Annotated in this window: 20 protein-coding genes; 5 read left to right on the top strand and 15 right to left on the bottom strand. The window is 63.1% G+C overall.

Annotated elements, in window-relative coordinates:
- Positions 1-9 precede the first annotated feature (9 nt).
- The 3 genes from srlE to JG747_RS07470 are packed head-to-tail and all read right to left on the bottom strand — an operon-like array spanning position 10 to position 2,281.
- Entirely contained in the window at positions 10-1,014 is a 1,005-nt protein-coding gene (gene srlE / locus JG747_RS07480; protein WP_038650011.1) for a PTS glucitol/sorbitol transporter subunit IIB, read from the bottom strand.
- A 16-nt stretch (positions 1,015-1,030) separates the two neighbouring features.
- Positions 1,031-1,792 carry a PTS glucitol/sorbitol transporter subunit IIC gene (srlA, locus tag JG747_RS07475; protein WP_027047456.1) on the bottom strand — a complete coding sequence of 254 codons (762 nt, stop codon included), beginning with the start codon at positions 1,790-1,792 and terminating at the stop codon, positions 1,031-1,033.
- A 51-nt stretch (positions 1,793-1,843) separates the two neighbouring features.
- Positions 1,844-2,281, bottom strand: coding sequence for a transcriptional regulator GutM (locus JG747_RS07470; protein WP_027047457.1), 438 nt, complete (start codon positions 2,279-2,281; stop codon positions 1,844-1,846).
- A 191-nt stretch (positions 2,282-2,472) separates the two neighbouring features.
- Here JG747_RS07470 and JG747_RS07465 point away from each other — a divergent pair, with 191 nt between their 5' ends.
- From JG747_RS07465 to JG747_RS07455, 3 genes are all read left to right on the top strand, one after another.
- Positions 2,473-3,114 (top strand): hypothetical protein, encoded by a 642-nt coding sequence (locus JG747_RS07465; RefSeq protein WP_038653435.1) that lies wholly within the window; start codon positions 2,473-2,475, stop codon positions 3,112-3,114.
- A 106-nt stretch (positions 3,115-3,220) separates the two neighbouring features.
- Positions 3,221-3,895, top strand: a complete 675-nt coding sequence (locus tag JG747_RS07460; RefSeq protein WP_202361485.1) for an HAD family hydrolase — start codon at positions 3,221-3,223, stop codon at positions 3,893-3,895.
- A gap of 756 nt (positions 3,896-4,651) precedes the next feature.
- Positions 4,652-5,479: a hypothetical protein gene (locus JG747_RS07455; RefSeq protein ID WP_202361484.1), complete on the top strand. Its 828-nt coding sequence runs from the start codon at positions 4,652-4,654 to the stop codon at positions 5,477-5,479.
- 208 nt (positions 5,480-5,687) lie between these two features.
- Here JG747_RS07455 and JG747_RS07450 read toward each other — a convergent pair whose 3' ends face one another.
- Complete coding sequence (locus JG747_RS07450; RefSeq protein ID WP_202361483.1) at positions 5,688-6,749, bottom strand: DUF930 domain-containing protein; 1,062 nt, start codon at positions 6,747-6,749, stop codon at positions 5,688-5,690.
- A gap of 191 nt (positions 6,750-6,940) precedes the next feature.
- On the opposite strand from JG747_RS07450, the gene JG747_RS07445 reads away from it, so the two are divergent.
- On the top strand, positions 6,941-7,123 hold the full coding sequence (locus tag JG747_RS07445) for a hypothetical protein (protein WP_244748344.1): 183 nt from the start codon (positions 6,941-6,943) through the stop codon (positions 7,121-7,123).
- A gap of 30 nt (positions 7,124-7,153) precedes the next feature.
- Here JG747_RS07445 and JG747_RS07440 read toward each other — a convergent pair whose 3' ends face one another.
- The 6 genes from JG747_RS07440 to JG747_RS07415 form a co-directional block, all read right to left on the bottom strand.
- Complete coding sequence (locus JG747_RS07440; protein ID WP_202362239.1) at positions 7,154-8,359, bottom strand: DUF930 domain-containing protein; 1,206 nt, start codon at positions 8,357-8,359, stop codon at positions 7,154-7,156.
- 106 nt (positions 8,360-8,465) lie between these two features.
- A complete protein-coding gene (locus JG747_RS07435) occupies positions 8,466-9,209 on the bottom strand; it encodes a 5'/3'-nucleotidase SurE (RefSeq protein ID WP_202361482.1) in 744 nt (247 codons plus the stop codon).
- The gene (locus JG747_RS07430; RefSeq protein ID WP_202361481.1) at positions 9,206-10,372 is read right to left on the bottom strand and encodes an MBL fold metallo-hydrolase; all 1,167 of its coding nucleotides are present in this window, start codon (positions 10,370-10,372) and stop codon (positions 9,206-9,208) included. The genes JG747_RS07435 and JG747_RS07430 overlap by 4 nt, the downstream gene beginning before the upstream one ends.
- A complete protein-coding gene (locus JG747_RS07425; protein WP_202361480.1) occupies positions 10,372-11,448 on the bottom strand; it encodes an ABC transporter ATP-binding protein in 1,077 nt (358 codons plus the stop codon). The genes JG747_RS07430 and JG747_RS07425 overlap by 1 nt, the downstream gene beginning before the upstream one ends.
- The gene (locus JG747_RS07420) at positions 11,436-13,139 is read right to left on the bottom strand and encodes an ABC transporter permease (RefSeq protein ID WP_202361479.1); all 1,704 of its coding nucleotides are present in this window, start codon (positions 13,137-13,139) and stop codon (positions 11,436-11,438) included. The genes JG747_RS07425 and JG747_RS07420 overlap by 13 nt, the downstream gene beginning before the upstream one ends.
- A gap of 59 nt (positions 13,140-13,198) precedes the next feature.
- Positions 13,199-14,185, bottom strand: coding sequence for an ABC transporter substrate-binding protein (locus tag JG747_RS07415; protein ID WP_202361478.1), 987 nt, complete (start codon positions 14,183-14,185; stop codon positions 13,199-13,201).
- Positions 14,186-14,447: 262 nt separating this feature from the next.
- Here JG747_RS07415 and JG747_RS07410 point away from each other — a divergent pair, with 262 nt between their 5' ends.
- A complete protein-coding gene (locus tag JG747_RS07410; RefSeq protein ID WP_202361477.1) occupies positions 14,448-15,419 on the top strand; it encodes a sugar-binding transcriptional regulator in 972 nt (323 codons plus the stop codon).
- Between the two features lie 45 nt (positions 15,420-15,464).
- On the opposite strand, the gene JG747_RS07405 is transcribed toward JG747_RS07410, so the two are convergent.
- The 5 genes from JG747_RS07405 to JG747_RS07385 all read right to left on the bottom strand — a co-directional run bounded on the left by JG747_RS07405 (position 15,465) and on the right by JG747_RS07385 (position 20,672).
- Positions 15,465-15,833, bottom strand: a complete 369-nt coding sequence (locus JG747_RS07405) for a hypothetical protein (protein WP_064981045.1) — start codon at positions 15,831-15,833, stop codon at positions 15,465-15,467.
- 113 nt (positions 15,834-15,946) lie between these two features.
- A complete protein-coding gene (locus JG747_RS07400; RefSeq protein WP_202361476.1) occupies positions 15,947-17,311 on the bottom strand; it encodes a pyruvate dehydrogenase complex dihydrolipoamide acetyltransferase in 1,365 nt (454 codons plus the stop codon).
- A 3-nt stretch (positions 17,312-17,314) separates the two neighbouring features.
- A complete protein-coding gene (locus JG747_RS07395; protein WP_069090279.1) occupies positions 17,315-18,313 on the bottom strand; it encodes an alpha-ketoacid dehydrogenase subunit beta in 999 nt (332 codons plus the stop codon).
- Complete coding sequence (locus tag JG747_RS07390; RefSeq protein WP_019861533.1) at positions 18,313-19,341, bottom strand: thiamine pyrophosphate-dependent dehydrogenase E1 component subunit alpha; 1,029 nt, start codon at positions 19,339-19,341, stop codon at positions 18,313-18,315. Before JG747_RS07390 ends, JG747_RS07395 begins: the two co-directional genes overlap by 1 nt.
- A gap of 2 nt (positions 19,342-19,343) precedes the next feature.
- The gene (locus tag JG747_RS07385) at positions 19,344-20,672 is read right to left on the bottom strand and encodes an NAD(P)H-dependent oxidoreductase (protein ID WP_019861534.1); all 1,329 of its coding nucleotides are present in this window, start codon (positions 20,670-20,672) and stop codon (positions 19,344-19,346) included.
- Positions 20,673-20,679: the final 7 nt, after the last annotated feature.

Genomic DNA, 20,679 nt, shown 5'->3' with positions numbered 1-20,679 from the left:
CTTATTTCCTTAGAACACGATCAGGCTGACGACCCATGCGATCAGCACGGATACGGGGCCCATGATCTGGCGGCTGATGAGCACCGCCGGCACGCCGATTTCGATCGTCTTCGGCTTGGCCTCACCGAGCGCCAGGCCGACGGGGACGAAGTCGCAGCCCACCTGGGTATTGTAGGCAAACAGCGCCGGGAGAGCCATCGCCGGCGAAATCGTGCCGTTGGCGATCTGCGGGCCGATGATGGCCACGCCGATGACCTGCGCGATGACGGCGCCCGGCCCCAGGATGGGCGACAGGAATGGCAGGCCGCAAATGGCCGAGATGATCAGCAGGCCGACAATGTTGTTGGCCAGCGGCCCCATCGGCTGGGCGAGCACATCACCGATGCCGGTGTAGAGGATCAGGCCGATGAGCATGGTCACGAAGGCCATGAACGGCAGCACGTTGCGCACCACCTGGTCGATCGTGCGGCGGCCGGAATTGAAGAAGATGCCGACCACCCGGCCCATGACGCGGCCGATCGAGCTGATCAGGCCGATCAGCCCGCCTTCGCTCGGCAGCGGCTGTGGCGCTGCGGCAGCAGTGTTATTGCTTGAACTCATCGATGCTGCTCCCCCCGCAGTGGTGACCGCCTCGGACCCGTCCGCCATTGTGACGTTGGCCGGCTTCACGCCCGAAACGTAGATGTCCTCGGTGATGAACTGGGCGAGCGGCCCAGCCTGGCCGACCGGCGTCAGATTGACGGTCGGGATGCGCTTGCGCGGATAGACGCCGCAGCGTGCGGTGCCGCCGCAATCGACGACGACCACCGCCATCTCGCCTTCGATTGGCGGCGCCTTGAAGCCATCGACGGCCGTGGCGCCGGTCATGTCGGCGATGAGTTGGGCGACGGGATGGATGCCGCCGCCGGTGACGGAGACGACCTTGTCGCGCTGCGCGGTCGGCTCAATGACGAGCGGGCCACCCCAGCCTGTGTTGCCCCGCGAGATCTTTACGGCTTTGAATGTCCTGTCCATGATGTCCTCCCCGCCCTTACAGCTCGACGCCCTGGCGGCGTGCCATGATGGTGGTGATGCGCTCGGTCAGCATGCCCTTGAGCAGGATGACGACGAGGCCGACAATGGCGTACCAGATCGCCACCTTGACGTGGTAACCGGCGACGACAACGCCCTTCTTCTCGAGCTCGAGCAGAGCCACGAGAATGCCGCCCCAGACGAAATATTCGCCCGGATTGATGTGCGGGAACAGGCCAAGCGGCGGATGCACGTAGGACACGGCCGCGTCATAGAAGGCCGGCTTGTGCTTTTCTTCCAGGAACGATCCGAACGTGTAGGCCATCGGATTGGTGAGGAAGAACACCGCCAGCAGAGGCAGCAGCGTATAGCGGGTCAAGGCAATCCTGCCGGCGCCGCGCGCCAGGCCATGCACGCGCTCTTCGCCGACCAGTTCGGTGACGGCGTAGAAGGCGGTCATCAGCACCACCAGCGTCGGAATGATGCCGGTGACGAAGCCGGCGAACACTTCGCCGCCCTTCTGGAAGATGCCGATGAAGTACTTGCCGATGGCGGTCAGCCAGCCGAGCTGCTCTTCCTGCTGGACTTCCTTCAGCTTTTCCTTGAACTGATCAACGGTTATGGGTCCGCTGTCTGCTTGCGCAAGGACAACGAGATGGTCGGAAGCATGCTCGACGGCGAGCTTGCCATGCAATGCAGCATCCGAGACCATGGCACCCGCGACATGCAGATTGTGCACGGCCATGTCGGCATGCTGCGCCAACAACGAAAATACAGACATTTCTCCTCCTTATGCCGCCCGCCGGTTATCCCAGTCGGTGCGCGGCGTCCTCTAAGCCCTAGCTATGTTCAAGCCGGCCAGGCCCGGCTTCTTCCCCGGCTCCGACCGTGCTTTGTCGATCTGTTCGATCGCCCGCTTCACGGCCTCGGCCACACCGGGTTCCCCCTCCCCCATGATCGCAGGGTTGGACCGGACTCGATCGAGGGGAACGCCCTCGAATTCTTCATGTCTCTTGAACTTGGTGAAGACGGACCGGCCGCTCATCACCATCAGGCGGCGCACGATCAGGTCGGGCGTTACCACGACGAGCGCGATGGTGCCCTTGGCAAGCCGGCCGCGAAAATTGCCGGCTCCGACGAATCCATCCTTGTACTGGTCGGTGACGCCCCGGAAGACATCCGAATAGTGCCGCATCTGCAGCCAGACGCCGAGCGACTGCAGCGCCCACACAATAACCAGCAGAAGCAGTCCCCACTGCCAAATCGCCATTCGGTTCTCCTCCCGAAGCCTATGTTGAGCCGCACCTTGGACCGGCGCACGACAACAGCAAAGTGAGAACATTTGTTTCCGCGAATGTCAATATGTATGATATTGGCCTCCGCCACGCCATCCACAGGGCCGCCTGCCGATTTCGGCGGCGGCATGGCTGTGCTAGCCTGTCGTCAAACGGGATGCATGAAATGGAACTGCCCTTCAGGGATGAACTGGCCCTTATGCCCGACCTGCGCCACCGCTTGCGGCAGCTGCGCTGGTTTCGCGCCACTTTCCGCGGCAGCGCCAAGGTGGTCTCGGACACGTTCGGCGTGCGTTTCGAGATCGACGAGGCAAAGCTGACCCGAGCTTTTCTCGACTGGGTCGAGATCATGGAAGCGCAGAAGCGCTTCGCCGCGATCGACCGCGCCGACTTCATCGTCTTTGCCGCCGGCCTCGTGCTGCGCGAGCTGATCAAACAGGCGCCGGCCAGGGAGATCTCCGGCCTCGCGCAACTCATCGAAACGGATCACAATGCCGGCACGCTGGAAATCATCCGCTTTTGGCCGGAAGGCTTCCTCTACACCAACTACTGCGTCTCGGTGATTTCGGCGATCTATGAGCAGGAGTTCGGCAAGGCGCCCAGCATCGACAAATGCGCCGACGATCTGCGCACCTGGTGGTCCTATCGCGAAAATGTCACCGAGATGCCGGCCTATGCGGTGGCGTTCCTCGACCGCTTCCTGGGTGCGGAGCCGAACTGGATCACGCCGGACCGCGCTCAGTCCCGGCAAGCCATGCAACGGGCGCTCGGATCCGGCCGCGCAAGCGATGCGCTGCGCCAGCTTTGACTGCCCCGCCGTTTCAGCCCCAGAACGCGCTCAAGACATCGCACTATTGAACATTTGACTTTTTGCCGATAGCGATGTGCGAAATTTGACGTGAGGAGGCAAGCGCGTGCCGCGACCAAGGCCTATCATTTTCGATTGCGACGGTGTTCTCGTCGACAGCGAGCCGCTGGCCGCCAGGGCCTACGAACGCGTCTATGAAAAGCACGGCATGCCCGGCGTCCATGGCGGCATCATTGCCCAATGCGTCGGCATGAAGCAGTCCGACATCATCGCCAGGATCAGGGAATTGACCGGCCATCAGTTTCCCGCTGCCGCCGCCGGCGACATCTGGGCCGAGACCAAGATGCTGTTCACCGAGGAATTGAAGCCGACGCCAGGAATCGCGGCGTTTCTGGAAACGATCGAGGGCGACCGCTGCGTCGCCTCGTCATCCTCCATCGAGCGCATCAACCACAGCCTGGCCGTCACTGGGCTGGCGCAGTTCTTCGGCGAGGCGATCTACAGCTCCTCCATGGTCAAGAACGGCAAGCCGGCGCCCGACATCTTCCTGTTCGCCGCCGCCAGGATGGGCGCCGATCCGGCCGACTGCATCGTCATCGAGGATTCGCCCTTCGGCATCCAGGGCGCGGTTGCCGCCGGCATGAAGGCGATCGGCTACACCGGCGGCGGCCACACCTATGCCGACCACGCCGCGCGGCTGACGGCGGCCGGTGCCGATTTCGTCTGCGCGGACTGGCAAGAAATTAGCCGGCAATTGTCCGGGCTCGGCGTGCCGGCCTGATCTACTATAGTGAAGCGGCACGGCGAGCCTCCGGAGCCCCCAACCCTTATTTAGCCAATGGTCCTGCCGAAACCGAGTAGTTGCCGGGGTCGATGGCTTCTTGGAGCTCTGCCAAAACGATTGCTCGTTGAGGCAACCCGGTTGCGCGTCAGTTGGTGGTAGTCAGGGAATTCCCGGGCGGCATATTCACACTGCGTACGAAGCCCTCCCTTGGCATCGGGTTCGTCGCGTGCGAGTTGTGAACCACGACCATGGGCCCTCCAAGCCGACAGGCAGTCGTCTGCCAAGACGGGTCGACCCGGCGAGAAACTCGGTTTCAGAAACGTGCTTGCCGCACACCCGCGCCGTTCGGCTTCATGATCTGATACCGCTGTCGGGGCCTGTCGAGATCGAAGCCTATGCGGAACCGCGTGCTCCCGTCATTTCAATGGCCGTTGCCTCCTCTGCATCAACTTGGGTGTCTAGCAAATTTACGTCCGCTGCCAACGTCTCAGGCTAACCCGCCGGCGGGTTTCACTCGCCAACCTCTTTTTTGGCGAAGAATGTTTTCGGATACGATGTCGCTTCGCCCGACGGCTCACATCTCATGTGCTATGGCGCCTTCGCTCAGATCCGGTGTTACATCGACAAGCGCTCGTAAGGTGAATAGATGCGGCCAGCATTTCTATGGGCTGTGCACTGTTTTATTCAATACAACAATTGACTTCGCCCCCGGTTCTGATGGAAATACATACCGCCTATGCTGGAGGACTTGGCATGCGCGTTGGGCCGGGGACTGCTTTGGTCGTAGCCGTGAGTCTGACCCTTGCCGGGTGCGCCAGCACCCATCTTCAAGGTGACCCTGACAAGACGCCTGTCGTTCCACTGGCCGACGTGATCGGCTCCATGAAATGCGGCCTTGCCTACGCGATCAGTGAGGACCGCGACTACCGTAGTGGCCTTGTAGGTGGCGTTGCGAAAGTGGAGCTTGATGTAAACGTGGTACTGGGCCGAACTCTGAAGGGCGGCCTGAGCGCCGGTATTCCGATCGCAACGGGAGCGACCGTCACGCCAGGGTTCACCTTTTCCAACGACAAGCAGATCACGACCAATTCGACGGTCAAGTTCAATTTTGATATGAGCGAAGCAGACCCCAGCATCTGCGATACTAATATTGCGCGCGGCAGGGATGCAGGTTTCTCGGGATGGATGGCCTCCATTGTCCAGGACCTGAGCATGGCAGCCGCCGGCCCCCCCAAGGTGTCCATGCAGAGCTACGCGTATGACAGCAATTTCACGATCACGGCCAAAGGTGGCGGGAGCCTCGATTTTGAGATCGTCCCGGTAAAAGGGAATCTTTCCTACGATTCGTCCCGTCAGGACATTCAACATATCGTCGTCACGATTGATGCCGTCCACATCGTCGGAGGCCGAATCGTGCGTGGCAAGCCGGTGGTGAAGCCTGGCGCGAAGCCGTTTAACCAAATCCCCGATACCCCTGATCCGCGTGTCCAACCGAAGCCACCGCGGGAGCGGGTGAAGGTGTGCGGAGGGACGGCCAAGCCTGGTGCAAAACCGTTCTTCAACACAGCGGCGTGCGAATAGCTCCTATCGAAATTATGCGCGACCAGCCAGCTGTTCTCGCGTACGTGAAGGTGCCGTGCCCGATCGAAGCCACCGACATGGTAGGTAGATCGCGCTCTTGATGGGCCTATGCCCGTCCATCGCGCACCCATATTTCGGTTATGCGAATCCCCTGCTCGCAGCTCTTGCATCTGGGGACGATAGGCCAGATCTAGCGGCGGCGTCTAATCTAGAGACGAGGTAATCTAAGACCGGCCCAGTCGCTGGGCGGGATTGGTGCCCCCACGCGGAAGTCGAAGGATAGGACCCTCGTCGCATCGGTGTCGACCTCGCACCGAAAGCCCAGATGATACCATGTGGTTGTCGTGCTGAAAGCGACATCCGGGGCGTCCAGTATATTGCCCACCTTCAACGGAATAGATGGTACCCATTTGGGAAAATAGGAAGCATCCAGCAATTCCTGCTGCAACGCGCTGGCGCAAAGTTTGGCCGCACGCTGACCGCGAGGCACCCCGCCCATCGCGGTCGTGGCCAGCGCATCGCCGGTAGCGCCCTGCGAGTAGAGCCTACGAACACCCGGAAGGCCCGAGTTGTTCCGAGATGCAGACTTCGAGGCCTTTGAAGGGCTGGGCTTCGGCGCATTTGCGGGTTTGGGCTTTGGTGCCTCGGCCGTTGTGGGAAGCTCGATCTCGCCGCCGCTATCGGCAGCCAAAGGCGCTGGTGCCGCGCCCTGTTGCTTGGCGGCGTCGAGCGCCGCCTGCTTGTCTGGCTGCTGTTTGGCTGCCTGTTGTTTATCCATCTCGACGCTTGAAGCGGCCTGCTGCTCGGAGTCTGCCGGCGTGACAGGTTGGCTGTCTGCAGGCTTCGGCACGACAGGCGGCTTCGAATCGTCATCCTTGGCCGGAGACGGCGAACTGTCCTGAGCGCTGGCCCCGTCCAGGGATTTCCGCGGGCCGGTATCCTTGTCGCCGAACTGAAAAACAGGCTTCAGGACCTCGCCTGGCGGTGGCTTCTGAGACTGCTTCTCCGGCGGAGGTTGTTTTTCAACTTTCTGCTCAGGTGGCTTTTCAACCTTCGGTTCCGGTGGCTTTGGCGCCGGCTGAACGGGTTTCGGCTTTGGCTGATCGGGCGCAGGCACGATCGCGACATTGACTGGCTGCTCCTCGCGCGGCTGTTGGGGAGGCACGGGCAGGCCATACACAAGGAGTGCCGCGGCAAGCACGTGCAGGATCAGCGATGCGGAAATACCCCACAACAGATACCGACGCCGTTCTTCTGTCTCGCCCTTCATCCTGACCGATGTGGAATGAAATAGCGGCGGCTTCAAGCATAAGCACTGGATTTGCGCATATAGCCGCTGACAGCTTGTCGATTTGGATCACCACACCTAGGGCAGCCTGGCCAAGTCGCTGTGGCGGCTCAATAAGCGGCTACGCACGATCCGATCCAGCAAGACCTGAGATCAGTCAGTTCGCCGCCGGGATGAGTGCCAATCCGGCCGGCTGCATCGTCATCGAGGATTGGTGCGTCGGCATCCAGGGCGCGGTTGCCGCCGGCATGACGGCGATCGGCGACACCGGCGGCGGCCACACCCATGCCGAGCACACCGCTGTGGCTGACGGCTGCCGGTGCCGATTTCGTCTGCGCCGACTGGCAAGAAATTAGCCGGCAATTGTCCCTGCTTGGCGTGCCGGCCTAATTCAGCGGATACTTGGTGAATCCACGGCTGGCCCATTCACCAGGCGGGACTAATGACCCCACACGGAAGTTGAAGGATAGGACCCTCGTCGCATCGGGGTCGACTTCACATCGGAAGTTTAGATTGTACCAAGTGTTTCTGGTGCTGAAGGCCGCTTGACCAGGGTTCAGAACATTGCCTTTGTCCAGCGTAATGGTTGGCACCCATTTGACCGAATAGTCGGCACTTTGCAGTTCCTGGCTCAGAACATTGCCGCAAAGGGTGGCCACACGCTGACCGCGCGGCACATTCTCCATGGAACTTGTGGCGAAGGCATTGCCGGTTGCTCCCTGCGAGTAAAGCTTTCTGACGCCCGGAAGGCCGGAATAGATTGGCGATCCTGCAACATCGTTGTTGGTGGGATTTGACCTCCCAGCGTTCCCGATCGGCGCTTTGAAGGCTCTGGCGGGTTTGAACGTCAACGTCTTGGCAGGCTTTGCCTTTCCAGCTGAGGCTGGAGGCGCTGGCTTAGCACCAGTCTCAGCCGCCAATGGCTTTGGCGTCACAACCGCTTGCTTTTCGGCGGGTTGCGGTGCGAGCTCCTGTTTGTCCGGCTGCTGTTTGTCAGCGTCCTCGGTCGCCTGCTTCTCCTCGCTTTGCGCAGGTTTGGCGTCCGGCGCGGCGGCCTCCTGCTTTTCCTCGCCTTGCGCGGGCTTTTCGTCCGGCGCGATGGTGGCCGGCTTCTCGTCAGGCTTGCTGGGCTCTGCCTTCTGCTGTGGCGTTGCAGCCGGGGCGGGCTGGGTCGGCGCGGGTGTTATAGGCGGCTTCGCCGCCTCATCCTTGGCCGGTGACGGCGTGTTGGGTTTAGCGCTGCTTCCGTCGAGCGATTTCTCCGGCCCGGTATCTTTCTGGCCGTACTGGAAGACGCGCTTCAGAACATGGTCGTCTGGCAGTTTCGGGGGCTCCGGAGGCGGCTTTTGTTCAGGCGGCTTTTCAGCCTTCTTTTCGGGTGTCGGCTCCGCTGGCTTTGAAGCAGGTTTCGGCTTGGGCTTCTCGGGCGGCGGCACAATCGCGACATTGACGGGTTGTTCCTGCTGTTCCGTCTGCTGCTCGGATCTCGGCACGCCGAAGAACAAGAACGCTCCGATCAAAGCATGCAGGATCAGCGATGCGGCCAAAGCCCATCGCCAATTGCGAAACCACTCTCGCATCTTGCCGTTCATTGCGCCCGATGTGGAATGAAATAGCGGCGGCTTCAAGCACAGGCATCGAATTGGCGCGGTTTAGCCGCTGACAGCTTGGTGATCGGGATGGTCGCACACAGGAAGATCAGTCCAGAATCCCGCCTACAAACCGTTCGTCCAGCCGCGTTTCGCCAAACCAGTTCAGCCTGTTGATGCTGACGTATCCGGTATCGATCGCCTCGTTCTCGTCGCCCGGCTCGCTCGCATGAGCGCGCCCGCGCGGCACGGTGATGACGGTGCGATCGCCATCGCTTTCCACGATCTCGGCCGTGCGGCCGATCTTGTCACGGCCGATGCGTGGCTGCCGGATCTCGGCCGGCAGCGCGGTCGGCAGGTTGACGCTCAACCAATGGCCTTCTGTCGCCCAGCCGGCGCGCGACTGCCACAGCGAGGCGATCAGCGCGCCAAGCCATGGATCGTCCCTATCGGTGAACTCAGGATTCTTCACGCGCGAAAAGCCGATCGCCGGGACGCCCCAGAAGGTCGCCTCCCGGGCAATGCCGAGCGTCCCGGAATAGGCGAGATCCTCGGCGACGTTGCGGCCGTCATTGACACCCGCCAATAACAGGTCCGGTTTCCTCGCGTCGGCAAACAGCCACGTCATCGCGCAGACCACGCAATCGGCCGGCGTGCCGGAGCAGGAGTACCAGTTCGGCTTGACGCGCCGCATCGTCAGCGGCCTCGCGATCGTCAGCGACGAGCCGGCGGCGGTGCGCTTGCCATCGGGCGCGACGACCCAGACATCGTCGCTCAGCCCGCCGGCGGCGTTGACGAGACGGGCAAGTCCCGGTGCTTCGATGCCGTCATCGTTGCAGATCAGGATTCTCATTCTTTGCTTCCTTGCGGCACCGTGATGCGCTGGCCGGTACGGCATTGCGTGCGCAGCGACGGGATGTGGCTTTTGAGGTCATCGAGAAGATCGGCAACGCAGGAATGGCCGAGCGCTTCAGGCCGTCCTGCCTTCTCCCATATTTCGACATTGCCCGACAGCGTTGGATGGGTGGGCATGCGCACCCAATCCGCCCGACCGGCTCTGTGCAGCAGATCGCCAGGAGAACCTTCCGGCAAATGTCCGGTGAGCAACACGGGAAATCCGGCATCGTCGGCACGCGGCAACAGCCGCGACGACGGGCCGGCCTCGCCCATGCCGTCATCGGCCAGCAACGGCAGCGACGGCAGGGGATCGGCATCGGTCCAGTCCGCAGCACTCGCCAAGCGGGCACGCAGGTGCTCGGAAACGCCCGGCAACAAGGCCGCTGTGGCGCCGACCTGCCCCGCCAGCGACGAACGCATGCCGGCATGGATGGCGAATGGGCCCGGCAGCGCCGCGATCAATTCCAGCGACCGCCCCGACAGCGGCGTCGGCAGCAGACATCCCCGCGGATGACGCGCTACCCATTCAGAAATTTCTTGCGCCCGCGCAGCCCCCGGCACGGGATCGGCGCCGTAGGAGGCATCGAAGACCAGAAGATCGCAATGCGGGATCGTGTCCATGACAAACACATTGCTGTCCGGCACGACATCGGCGGAATAGGCGGCGCGGCTTTTGCCATCATCGACGGCGAACCAGACGCCGCCCACCACATGCCCGGATCGCCCGGTCCCGATCGTGAGATTTCCACTCTTCAGCGTATCGCCGGGTTCGAAGAGCTCGATGCGATTGGCTGGAAACGGAAAGCGCTTGAAATCCCCCGGATCGGCATAGGCGGCAAGCGTGGCCGCAGCCTCATCGCGCGTCTCGGCCGTCATGAAGATCGGGCCGGCATAGCCGCGCGACAACAGCCAACTCAGCGCACCGATATGATCCTCATGGGCGTGCGAGACGAAGAGTGCATCGATGTCGTCGACCCGACCGTCGAGAGCCGGATAATATTCCGCGCCGGAGGCGCCGACCTTGACGCCGATATCGAGCAGGATGCGGTCGCCGCCGCTGCTGACGGCGAGGCTGGTGCGGCCCTTTTCCCCAAAGCCGCCAAGCAGATCGAGCATCATCACGAGGCCGTCCCCACCGGGATCAGCCAGCCGGATCTTATGCGCAGGCGTGCCTGGGCTCCACTCTCCAGCGTAACCGGGTCTGGCTGCTCGAAATGCAAGGTGAGGTCAGGCCCCGCAGCAGGGGTGAATTCGATTCGTGCGGCGCCACCCTGGTAGATCACCCGTGTGACGAGGCCATCGAAACCTGGCCCATGCGGTGAGACGTCAAGGTCGGCCGACCGGCAGCAGATCTTGGCACCCGCACGCGGCCGCTCGCCGGGCCGGCAGCGGACCACCAGCTCGGTTCCCAGAACCCTGACCTTGCAATGGCCGCCGTCTTCGCCCGTCAGGACATCCGCCGGCAGCAGGATGCCTTGCGAGATAAAGGAGGCGACCATCTCATTTGCCGGCTCATGATAGAGTTCACGCGGTGTCGCCAGTTGCGCCACGCGGCCATGGTCCATCACCGCGATGCGGTCGGCCAGCGCCATCGCCTCGGCCTGATCGTGGGTGATATAGACGATGGTCGTGCCTGTGCGCTTGTGAAAGGCGGCGAACTCGTCCTCCATCGAGGCTCTCAGATGCACGTCGAGATTGGCGAGCGGCTCGTCGAACAGCACCAGCGACGGTGCGGCGACAAGACAGCGCGCCAGCGCCACGCGCTGGCGCTGACCGCCGGAAAGATTGGCCGGCCTGCGCTGGCCCAGTCCCTGCAAATTGACCAGAGCCAGCGCGTCCTCGACCTTCTGGCGCGCGACGGTCTTGTCGAGCTTCGCCACCTTCAGCGAATAGCCGATATTCTCGGCCACCGTCATGTGCGGCCACAGCGCATAGTTCTGGAAGACGATGCCGACGCGCCGCTTTTCCGGCGCGACGCTGCCGACGCTGCTCGATACGACATCGCTGCCGATGCGGATCTCTCCCGAAGTCACTTTCTCGAATCCGGCGACGAGCCTGAGCAACGTAGTCTTGCCGCAGCCGGACGGTCCAAGCACGGCCAGGAACTCGCCATCGGCAACGTCGATCGAGACGTCCTTCACGGCTTCGAAGTTGGCGAAGCTCTTGGTCACACGGTCCAGGCTCAGTCGCGCCATGGCAGCACTCCGCTGGGAAGGTAGGGGGCAAGCAGATTGGTCACCAGCATCAGCACGAAGGTGACCGCGACCGTGATGACCGACATCGCCGCCGCGTAGTTGGAATCGCCGCCCTGTTCGAAGGAAAACATCACCACGCCGATCGTCTCCGAGCCTGACGACCACAGCAGCGCCGAGACGGTGAGTTCGCTGAGCGCCGTCATGAAGATCAGCAGACCACCGGCGATCGCTGCCGGCGCGACCAGTGGAAAGATGATGGTGCGCATGCGCGTGAACAGGCCGGCGCCCGCCACCTGCGCGGCCTCCTCCAGCGCCCGGTCGATCTGGTGATAGCCGCTGATGGTCGGCCGCAGCGCCAACACCAGGAAGCGGGCGAGGTAGGCGTAGAGGATGATCCAGACCGTGTTGTAGAGTTGGATGCCGGTCAGTGGGATCGGCCTGAGGAAGAGCAGCAGCGAGGCGATCGCCAGCACCACGCCGGGCAAGGCATAGGGCAGTTCGACCGCCAGATTGAGCAGCCGTACCCAGCGCTGCCTGCCCCAGGCGATGAGATAGCCGACCGGCACGGCGACCACGACCGCGAAGAATGCGGCCGCGACCGACAGCCAGAAACTGTTGAAGAAGGCGCGGTTGGCGGCGTCATGCTCGAACAGCACGAAACGATAATTGTCGAGCGTCACCGTCTTGGCGGTGAGCGCGATGCCATAGCCCGGTACCAATGAGGTCAGCACCAGCCCGAACAGCGGCAGGAACAGCACCAGCACGATCAGCAGCCACATGCAGGCCTGGACAATAGCCCGCCAGCGACCGAGTTCGTAGGGTTCGGCCGGCAACGATGTCGAAGAGATACGGTAGTCGCGGCGGCGGCTCATCACCTCCTGGGCGACAATGCCGGCCATGGCGATAACGCCGATCAGAGCCGATAGGAACGCGGTCTCGCCGAGCACGGCCGGACCACCGCCGGCCAGCTTCTGATAGATAAGGGTCGGCAGCACCAGGTAGTTGGCGGGAATGCCGAGGAAAGCCGGAATGCCGAAATTGCCGACGCAGGACACGAAGGCGAGTGCCGCGGCCGCCATGATCGACGGCGTCATCAAGGGCAGAACGATGGTGACCAGCACGGTGAACCAGCCCGCGCCGCCGGCGCGCGCGGCCTCGACCAGTTCGCGCGGCAGCTTGCGCAGGCCGGCACGCACCAGCAGGAACACCAGCGGGCCATATTGGACGCCAAGCAGCAGAATGATGCCTGACGTCGAGTAAAGCGGGTTTTTCGTGCCGAGCGGCGGTGCCGCTCCGAACAGCTTGAGGAATGGGCTTGCCGGTCCGAACAGTTGCAGCCAGGCCAGCGCCGTGACCTGCGGCGCGATCATCAGCGGCATGACGTAGCAGAGCACCATGGCGCTGCGGCCGCGTATGTCGGTCAGCGAGACCAGCACCGCCACCAGCGTTCCCGACAGCACCGCAAGCAAGGTGCCGCCGATGCCGACGACCAGCGTATGCCATGTCGCGATCCAGGTCGCCGGGCTTCTCAGCCCGGCCGCAATGGCCACGGTCGACAGCGTGCCGCCAGGTGCCACGATCTCCTTGATGAGGCGCAGCATGGGCAGCAGCGAAAGCAGCACGATGACGACGGCCACCGCCGCCGTCAGGACCATTTCCTGGCCCCGGCTTTCCCTGATGCGTGTTGGCATGGTTGTGTTTCCTGAGGTCCGGGATGCCGTCGAAACGACATCCCGCCACGATCGCCGGCTCAGCCGCCGAACAGTTCCTGGAACTTCGCCTTGTCGGCGTCGGTCTTGGCGACGATCGCCTTGGTGTCGAACGGCATCACCTTGACCTTGACGCCTTCCGGCAGCCATTCGGGACGGCCGACCGAGGCACGCGCCGGCAGGTAGCCCATGGACAGCGCCAGCTTCTGGCCTTCATCCGACAGAATGAAGTCGACGAACTTCTTGGCGCCGTCGACATTCTTGGCGGTCTTCATGATGGCGACCGGCTCGGTCACCGCCGGCACGCCTTCGCTCGGGAACACGAACTCGACCGGCGAGCCCTTCTTCTTGGCGTTCATCGCCATGAAGTCGACGAGGATGCCATAGGGCTTCTCGCCTGATGCCACCGACTTCAGTACAGCACCGTTGCCGCGCACGCTGACGGTGTTGTTGGTCTTCAGCTTCTGGAAGAAATCCCAGCCTAAGTTGGTATCGCCGGCAAAGCCGGAAAGCAGATAGGCGGCCGCGCCCGAATAGAGCGGGCTCGGCATGACCAGGCCATCGGCATAGGCGGGCTTGGCAAGATCGGCCCAATGCTGCGGCTTTTCAGCAGCCGCGGTGTTGTAGACGATGCCCGTGGTGATCAGCTTGCTGCCGAAATAGGTCCTGCCGGCGTCATAGGCATCAGCCTCGATGCCATCGAGCTTGGCTTCGGGATAAGGCAGCAGCCGGTCGTCCTTCTTCAATAGCTCCATCGAGACCGCGTCGGCGATCAAAAGCACGTCGGGTTGCGGGCTGCCGGCGGCGAACTCGGCCGCCATCTTGGTGAGGATGTCGCTGGTCCCAGAACGATAGATGGTCACGTCGATGCCGGGCTGCGCCTTCTTGAAGGCGTCCACGGTCTTGGCCGCGTCGGCTTCCGGCTGCGATGTGTAGAGCGTCAGTGTTTCGGCGTTTGCCACGCCGGCAAACAAAATTGCCGCGAGCGCCAACTGGCTGGCCAGCAGCTTGATGAGTAGCGTCTTCATGAGACCTCCTGTCTTGTCTGTGCATGACCGGTCCGGCCCCTGGCCGGCTCCCCGTCTCTTCCTCCCTGCACGGCGCATATGACTGGTGGATGACACTGCGCGTGAAACCCACAAAATATGTTCATTTGTACATTGTCAATTACAAATGATCAGAGATGTGCAACAATCGGCTTGGCTGAAACCGGCATCCGGTTGACATCCGGCCGGCGTTTCTCCGATGAGGACGACGCGGTCGGCCATGGCTGATGAGGGACGAGAACAGATGCCCACGGAAAAACCCACACTGGCCCGCCTGCCGATGGTGTCGTCCGATCTCAACGTCAAGACGGCCTGGCTCTACTATGTCGAGGGCTTCACGCAGGAACAGATCGCCGAGAAGCTCGATGTCTCCCGCGTGAAGGTCATGCGCACGCTGGCTGCCTGCACCGCCGAAGGCATCGTGGTCACCATGATCAACGCACCGACCGCCGGACAGGTTGCGCTCGAGCGGGAACTGGAAAAGCGCTGGGGCCTCGACGCCGCGGTGGTCATCCCGACACCCTCGGCGCATGAGCATCTGGAAAAGGCGATCGGCCATGCCGTGGCGGCCTATCTCGGCGAGCAGATGCACGACGGCATGACGCTGGCGATCGGCGGCGGCGCGACACTGCATGCAAGCCTGGGCTTCCTCGCCCGCCAGCAGCTGAGGCGCGCCTCGGTGGTGGCGCTCGTCGGCAGCCTGCCGCATTCGCAGTGGATCAACCCCTCGATCGTCGCCGCCAAGGTCGCCGATGTCTTCGAGGTCGACTCCTACCAGATCACCGCGCCGGTGATGGTTGACGATCCGGCGCTTCGCGACCTCCTGTGGGCGCAGCCGACCCTGCAGGACGTACGCCAGCGGGCGGCGGCCGCCGACATCGCACTGCTCACCGTCGGCGACATGTCCGCGGACGCCACCATCTTTCGCCACGGGATCGTGCCGTCATCGCTGATCGCGCCATTGAAGGCGAAAGGCGCGGTCGCCAACATGCTGTGCTACTTCGTCGATGCCGCCGGCCGGCTGGTCGACCATGAGGTCAACGGGCGCGTCATGGCCATCGGTCTCGATGTGGTGAGCCAGGTGCCGAATGTCGTGCTGGCCGCCGGCGGAAAACGCAAGGTGGCGGCGATCCTGGCCGCACTCAAGGCGGTCAGCACCAATGTGCTGATCACCGACAGCGACACGGCGACTGCACTGCTGGCCAAGGGCGGTTGAGGTCCTGCCATTTGCAGGCCGACCTCACCCGAATATAGATACACCTTAGATGAGGCCGCGTTCGCGCAAATAATCCTCGACGCCGACATGGGTCATGGATTCGAATTCGGCGATCGCCTCGGCCACCCGCTTGCGCTGGGCCGCCAAAAGGGTGAACACCTGTTTCATCTCACCGGAAACGCCAAAACGGCTCCAGCGCTCGGCGATATGAGCGGGCAGGCCGATATCGGCACAGAACGCATCGAGGCTGTCATAGCCCAGGTCAGCGACAAGCTGCCTGGTCTCCTCCGCCGACATGCGCGGCTCGAAGGCATGGTCGTGCAGGCGCTGCGCCACCAGCTTGATGTCGGACGGCGAGGCACCCATGACCTTGCCGAACAAGGTTTTGACGTCAGACGGGTCGAATGCAGGCATTTTGGCCTCCCTTGGTCGCGATCCACTGGGGAAGATGGGTCAAGGGTCGGCGCCTGACAAGTCGTTTCTGTCGTAAGCCGGCGTAACGTTTGGCACCGGCTTACAACAAGAAGCTAGACCAGCATGCCCATCGGGTTCTCGATCAGCCGCTTGAAGGCGACCAGAAGTTCGGCGCCGAGCGCTCCGTCCACGGCGCGATGGTCGGTCGACAAGGTCACCGACATCACGGTGGCGATTTTGATCTCGCCATTCTTGACCACAGCCCGCTCCTCACCCGCGCCGACCGCCAGGATCGTCGCATGCGGCGGGTTGATGACGGCGGCGAAGTCCTTGATGCCGAACATGCCAAGGTTGGAGACCGCCGTCGTGCCGCCCTGATACTCCTCCGGCTTCAGCTTGCGGCTGCGCGCGCGGCTGGCCAGGTCCTTCATCTCGTTGGAGATGGTCGACAGCGTCTTTTCGTCCGCATGTCGAATGATCGGCGTGATCAGGCCGCCGGGGATCGACACGGCAACGCCGACATCGGCATGCTTGTGCTTGACCATGGCACTTTCGGTCCACGAGGCATTGGCATCCGGCACAGCCATCAAGGCCATCGCCATCGCCTTGATGACCATGTCGTTGACCGACAGCTTGTAGGCGGGAGCCTCGCCCTTGTCGGTTTTCTTCATCGGGGCGGCGGCATTGATCTGCGTGCGCAGCGCCAGCAATGCGTCGAGTTCGCAGTCGAGCGTCAGATAGAAATGCGGGATGGTGGACTTGGCCTCGACCAGCCGCCGCGCAATCGTCTTGCGCATATTGTCGTGCGGGACCAACTCGTAGGAGCCGGGTTCGAACAGCTTCAGCACCTGGTCGTCCGACATCGCCTTCACCGCCGGCGCGGAAGCAGCAGCGGCGGCGGGAGCTTCAGGAGCCACCGCTGGTGCTTCCTTGGCTCCGCCCTTGGCAACCGCCGCGTCAATGTCCGCCTTGACCACTCGGCCGTGAGGGCCGGTGCCGATGATGCTGGCAAGGGCAAGACCTGCCTCACGGGCCAGACGTCGGGCAAGCGGTGTCGCACGTATGCCCGACGGCGATTGGCCGATCTCGCCCCTTGTGGGGGAGATGCCCGGCAGGGCAGATGGGGGCGTGACAGAATGCGACGTTGGCGGGACAGCGCCGCCCTCTGCCGGCTTCGCCGACATCTCCCCCACAAGGGGGGAGATTGGCGCCGCGTCTTGCTTGGCCGCATAGGCCTCGCCATCGGCATAAATCCACGCAACCGGCGCGCCAACGGGAATGTCGACGCCTTCCTTGCCGGTGACGTCGCGCAGCACGCCGCTGGCTGGCGCGTCGATTTCCATGGCTGCCTTGTCGGTCTCGATCTCGAACAGCACGTCGCCCTTCTTGACCCGGGCGCCTTCCTCGGCGAACCAGCGCGAGATCTGTCCGGTCGCCATGTCCATGTCGACCTTGGGAAGAATGACTTCGGTCGGCATGTCTCAGCGAACCCCTTTGACGAGGTCGCGCGCGGCGGTGATGATGTCGGGAACCTGCGGCACCGTGGCTTTTTCGAGCTCCGGATTGTAGGGGATCGGCGTCTCGGCGCCGCCCAGCCGCACGATCGGCGCATCGAGATAGTCGAACGCCTCGCTCTCGGCGATCATCGCGCTGACCTCGGCGCCGATGCCCAGCGTCTTGACCGCTTCGTAGACGCACATCAGCCGCGACGTCTTCTTGACGCTGTCGATGACGGTCTGCTTGTCCATCGGCCGGATGGTGCGGAGATCGACGACTTCGACGTCGATGCCTTCGGCTTCCAGCGTGGCGGCGGCGTCGAGCGCCTTCTGCACCATGATCGAGGTGGCGACGATGGTGAGGTCGCGGCCTTCGCGGCGGATGTCGGCCTTGCCGATCGGCACCGTGTAATAGCCTTCGGGCACCGGGCCCTTCATCTTGTAGAGCAGCTTGTGCTCGAAGATCATCACCGGATCGGGATCGGCGACCGCCGCCAAAAGCATGCCCTTGGCATCATAGGGCGTCGCCGGCTGGATGACCTTGAGCCCTGGCACGTGGCCGAGCCAGGCTTCCAGGCTCTGGCTGTGCTGGGCCGCCGCACCCGTGCCCGAGCCGGCGGGAAAGCGCATCACCACGGGAACCGAAACCTCGCCGCCCAGCATGAAGCGCATCTTGGCCGCCTGGTTGACGATCTGCTCCATGGCGAGCGTGGCGAAGTCGGAAAACTGGAATTCGAAGATCGGCCGCATGCCGGTGAGCGCCGCACCCACCGCCACGCCCGCGCCGCCCAGTTCCGAGATCGGCGTGTCGATCACCCGCTCGGTACCATAGCGCTCGACCAGATCGCCGGTCACCTGGAAGGCGCCGCCATAAACGCCAATATCCTCCCCCATCAGGAAGACGCGTTCGTCCATGTCCATGGCGATCGCCATGGCTTCCTGGATCGCCTGGGCGTAGCTCAGTTCACGCACCATCGCGTCCATCACGCCTGCTCCGTATACACGTAATTTCCGGTCTCGCTGACGTCAGGCGACGGGCTCACCTTGGCGAACTCGATGCCGTCGGCGATCTCCTGCGCCACCCCACTGCGAATGGCCTCGATGCCCTCGTCGTCGATAAAGCCGAATTCGCGCAGCTCGTTCTCGAACAGCGTGATCGGGTCGCGGTTCGACATCCAGTCCTCGATCTCTTCCTTGGTGCGATAGCGATTACGGTCGCTCTTGGAATGGCCGCGATGGCGGTAGGTCTTGGATTCGATCAACGTCGGCCCCTCGCCGGCGCGGGCGCGCTCGACGGCCTTGTAGGAGGCCTCGGCGACTTCCGAGAAGATGTTGCCGTTGACGATGACGCCGGGCATCGAATAGGCGGCGGCGCGGTCGGCGATGTTCTTGACAGCGGTGGAACGGGCGGTCGACGTCGACATGCCGTAGCCATTGTTTTCGCAGACGAAAATGACCGGCAGCTTCCAGACCGCCGCCATGTTGAGCGCCTCGTGGAAGGCGCCTTCATTGTTGGCGCCGTCGCCGAAGAAGGAGACGACGACCTTGCCGGTCTTCATCATCTTGGAGGAGAGTGCCGCCCCGACGGCGATCGGAATGCCGCCGCCGACAATTCCGTTGGCGCCGAGATTGCCCTTGGCGACATCGGCGATGTGCATCGAGCCGCCGCGGCCCTTGCAGTAGCCCGTGGTCTTGCCGAAGAACTCGGCGAACATGCGCTTGACTTCGGCGCCCTTGGCGATGCAGTGGCCATGGCCGCGATGCGTCGAGGTGATCTGGTCATCCTCGCCAAGCGGCATGCAGATGCCCATGGCGCTGGCTTCCTGGCCGATCGACAGGTGCATGGTGCCGTGGATCAGGCCGCGCATGTAGCTTTCCTCGGCGCCCTCTTCGAAGCGGCGGATGAGGTACATCTTGTAGAGCACCTGCTTGAGCTGCTCGGCGCTGTACTGACGATAGACGAAAGGCAGGTTGGCGCGACTGTCCGCGACGGCTTTGCTGGCTCCGGCCATGATCAGGCTCCCGCGGTTCCGTAGACGAGCTTGTCCTGGCGGGCGCGCAGTTCGGCGATCTTGGAGCCCGGAGCCGGGGCGGCATTGGCATAGGTGATGAGCTCGCCCTTCTTGATCGGCGCGGTGACCGAGCCGCCCTGAAGCAGGCCGCAAGGAATGGCCTTGGCGGCATGGGCTTCGGGCGCCGTCATGATCCAGGCGCGGTAGCAATATTCGCCGATCGCATCGAGCTTCTCGCCGGGCTGCATGTCCTTCTTGGCCACGGCGGCGACTTCGGCCACCGGCTTTGCCAGAGGCACCATGTCGGCCTTGCCGTAGAGCACGACGCGGGCACAGGTCAGCGGCACTTCGAGCGAGGTCAGGTGATAGGGGCGGTGGAAGGTGAAATACGGACCCTTGCCCATCTTCAAATCTTCCATGCGCTCCGAAATGCGCGGATGCGACATGTCGGCGACGACGAAGACGCCGGGCGCAACGCCCTTGCCGATCGAGTAGTCGACGACGCCGACCCTGGACAGCACGCCGCCGTCCTTTTCGGGCACCAGCACTTTCGAGAGCTCGCCGAGGGTCGCCGCCGGGCCATGCATGCCGGCCTTGTCGGGCACCAGCCCGGTGGCGTTGGCGATCGCCGCCATCTCGACCATGGTCTTCGAACCATCGACGAATTCGACCAGCATGCGCACATTCATATGCCGGCGCTTGGCCTCTTCCTCATAGGCGGGCGGCGTGGCGTCGATGTTGAGCGGATTGTTTTTGCCCTTGCCAGCGGCAACGATCGGATGGCCCATGGCCGAGACGAATTCGATCAGCTCCATGCAGGAGGACGGCTCGTCGCCGGCGCCCAGCGAATAGGTGACGCCGAGCCGGTCGGCCTCACTCTTCAAATAGGCGCCGATGGTGACGTCGGCCTCGACATTCATCATCACCAGATGCTTGCCGTGTTCCATGGCGCGCAGGCCGATTTCGGCGCCGACGGCGGGGACGCCGGTCGCGTCGATGACCACGTCGATCAGATCATTGTTGATGACCAGGCTGGCGTCATTGGTGACCGCCACCTTGCCGGCCTCCATGGCAGCTGTCATCGCCGAAGCGTTCGACACTTCACGCGCATGGCCGGTTTCCTGGAAGGCGATGTCCACCGCCTTGCTGGCGGCCGGCAGGTTCAGTTCCGAGATCGCGCCGATCTCGATACCGGACATATGGGCGACGCGGGTGACGATATCGGTTCCCATCTCGCCGGAGCCGATCAGGCCGATGCGGATGGGCTTGCCCGACTTGCCGCGCTCATCGAGATCGCGGGCAAGGCCCGTCAACGAAATATTGGAAGCCATACCGCTC

It is taken from the genome of Mesorhizobium sp. 131-3-5 (assembly GCF_016756575.1).
Taxonomy (GTDB): domain Bacteria; phylum Pseudomonadota; class Alphaproteobacteria; order Rhizobiales; family Rhizobiaceae; genus Mesorhizobium; species Mesorhizobium jarvisii.
Note: the sequence above shows the minus strand (reverse complement) of the source record. Positions and strands in the feature narration are given on the sequence as shown.

Bases quoted from the DNA above. Each gene is read 5' to 3' on its own strand.
- JG747_RS07445 (WP_244748344.1), top strand. From the start codon at position 6,941: ATGAGTGCCAATCCGGCCGGCTGCATCGTCATCGAGGATTGGTGCGTC.
- JG747_RS07415 (WP_202361478.1), bottom strand. From the start codon at position 14,185: ATGAAGACGCTACTCATCAAGCTGCTGGCCAGCCAGTTGGCGCTCGCG.
- JG747_RS07395 (WP_069090279.1), bottom strand. From the start codon at position 18,313: ATGGACGCGATGGTGCGTGAACTGAGCTACGCCCAGGCGATCCAGGAA.
- JG747_RS07390 (WP_019861533.1), bottom strand. From the start codon at position 19,341: ATGGCCGGAGCCAGCAAAGCCGTCGCGGACAGTCGCGCCAACCTGCCT.
- JG747_RS07430 (WP_202361481.1), bottom strand. From the start codon at position 10,372: ATGATGCTCGATCTGCTTGGCGGCTTTGGGGAAAAGGGCCGCACCAGC.
- JG747_RS07455 (WP_202361484.1), top strand. From the start codon at position 4,652: ATGCGCGTTGGGCCGGGGACTGCTTTGGTCGTAGCCGTGAGTCTGACC.
- JG747_RS07405 (WP_064981045.1), bottom strand. From the start codon at position 15,833: ATGCCTGCATTCGACCCGTCTGACGTCAAAACCTTGTTCGGCAAGGTC.
- JG747_RS07440 (WP_202362239.1), bottom strand. From the start codon at position 8,359: ATGAACGGCAAGATGCGAGAGTGGTTTCGCAATTGGCGATGGGCTTTG.
- JG747_RS07435 (WP_202361482.1), bottom strand. From the start codon at position 9,209: ATGAGAATCCTGATCTGCAACGATGACGGCATCGAAGCACCGGGACTT.
- srlA (WP_027047456.1), bottom strand. From the start codon at position 1,792: ATGTCTGTATTTTCGTTGTTGGCGCAGCATGCCGACATGGCCGTGCAC.
- JG747_RS07385 (WP_019861534.1), bottom strand. From the start codon at position 20,672: ATGGCTTCCAATATTTCGTTGACGGGCCTTGCCCGCGATCTCGATGAG.
- JG747_RS07470 (WP_027047457.1), bottom strand. From the start codon at position 2,281: ATGGCGATTTGGCAGTGGGGACTGCTTCTGCTGGTTATTGTGTGGGCG.
- JG747_RS07410 (WP_202361477.1), top strand. From the start codon at position 14,448: ATGCCCACGGAAAAACCCACACTGGCCCGCCTGCCGATGGTGTCGTCC.
- JG747_RS07400 (WP_202361476.1), bottom strand. From the start codon at position 17,311: ATGCCGACCGAAGTCATTCTTCCCAAGGTCGACATGGACATGGCGACC.
- JG747_RS07450 (WP_202361483.1), bottom strand. From the start codon at position 6,749: ATGAAGGGCGAGACAGAAGAACGGCGTCGGTATCTGTTGTGGGGTATT.
- JG747_RS07465 (WP_038653435.1), top strand. From the start codon at position 2,473: ATGGAACTGCCCTTCAGGGATGAACTGGCCCTTATGCCCGACCTGCGC.
- srlE (WP_038650011.1), bottom strand. From the start codon at position 1,014: ATGGACAGGACATTCAAAGCCGTAAAGATCTCGCGGGGCAACACAGGC.
- JG747_RS07420 (WP_202361479.1), bottom strand. From the start codon at position 13,139: ATGCCAACACGCATCAGGGAAAGCCGGGGCCAGGAAATGGTCCTGACG.
- JG747_RS07425 (WP_202361480.1), bottom strand. From the start codon at position 11,448: ATGGCGCGACTGAGCCTGGACCGTGTGACCAAGAGCTTCGCCAACTTC.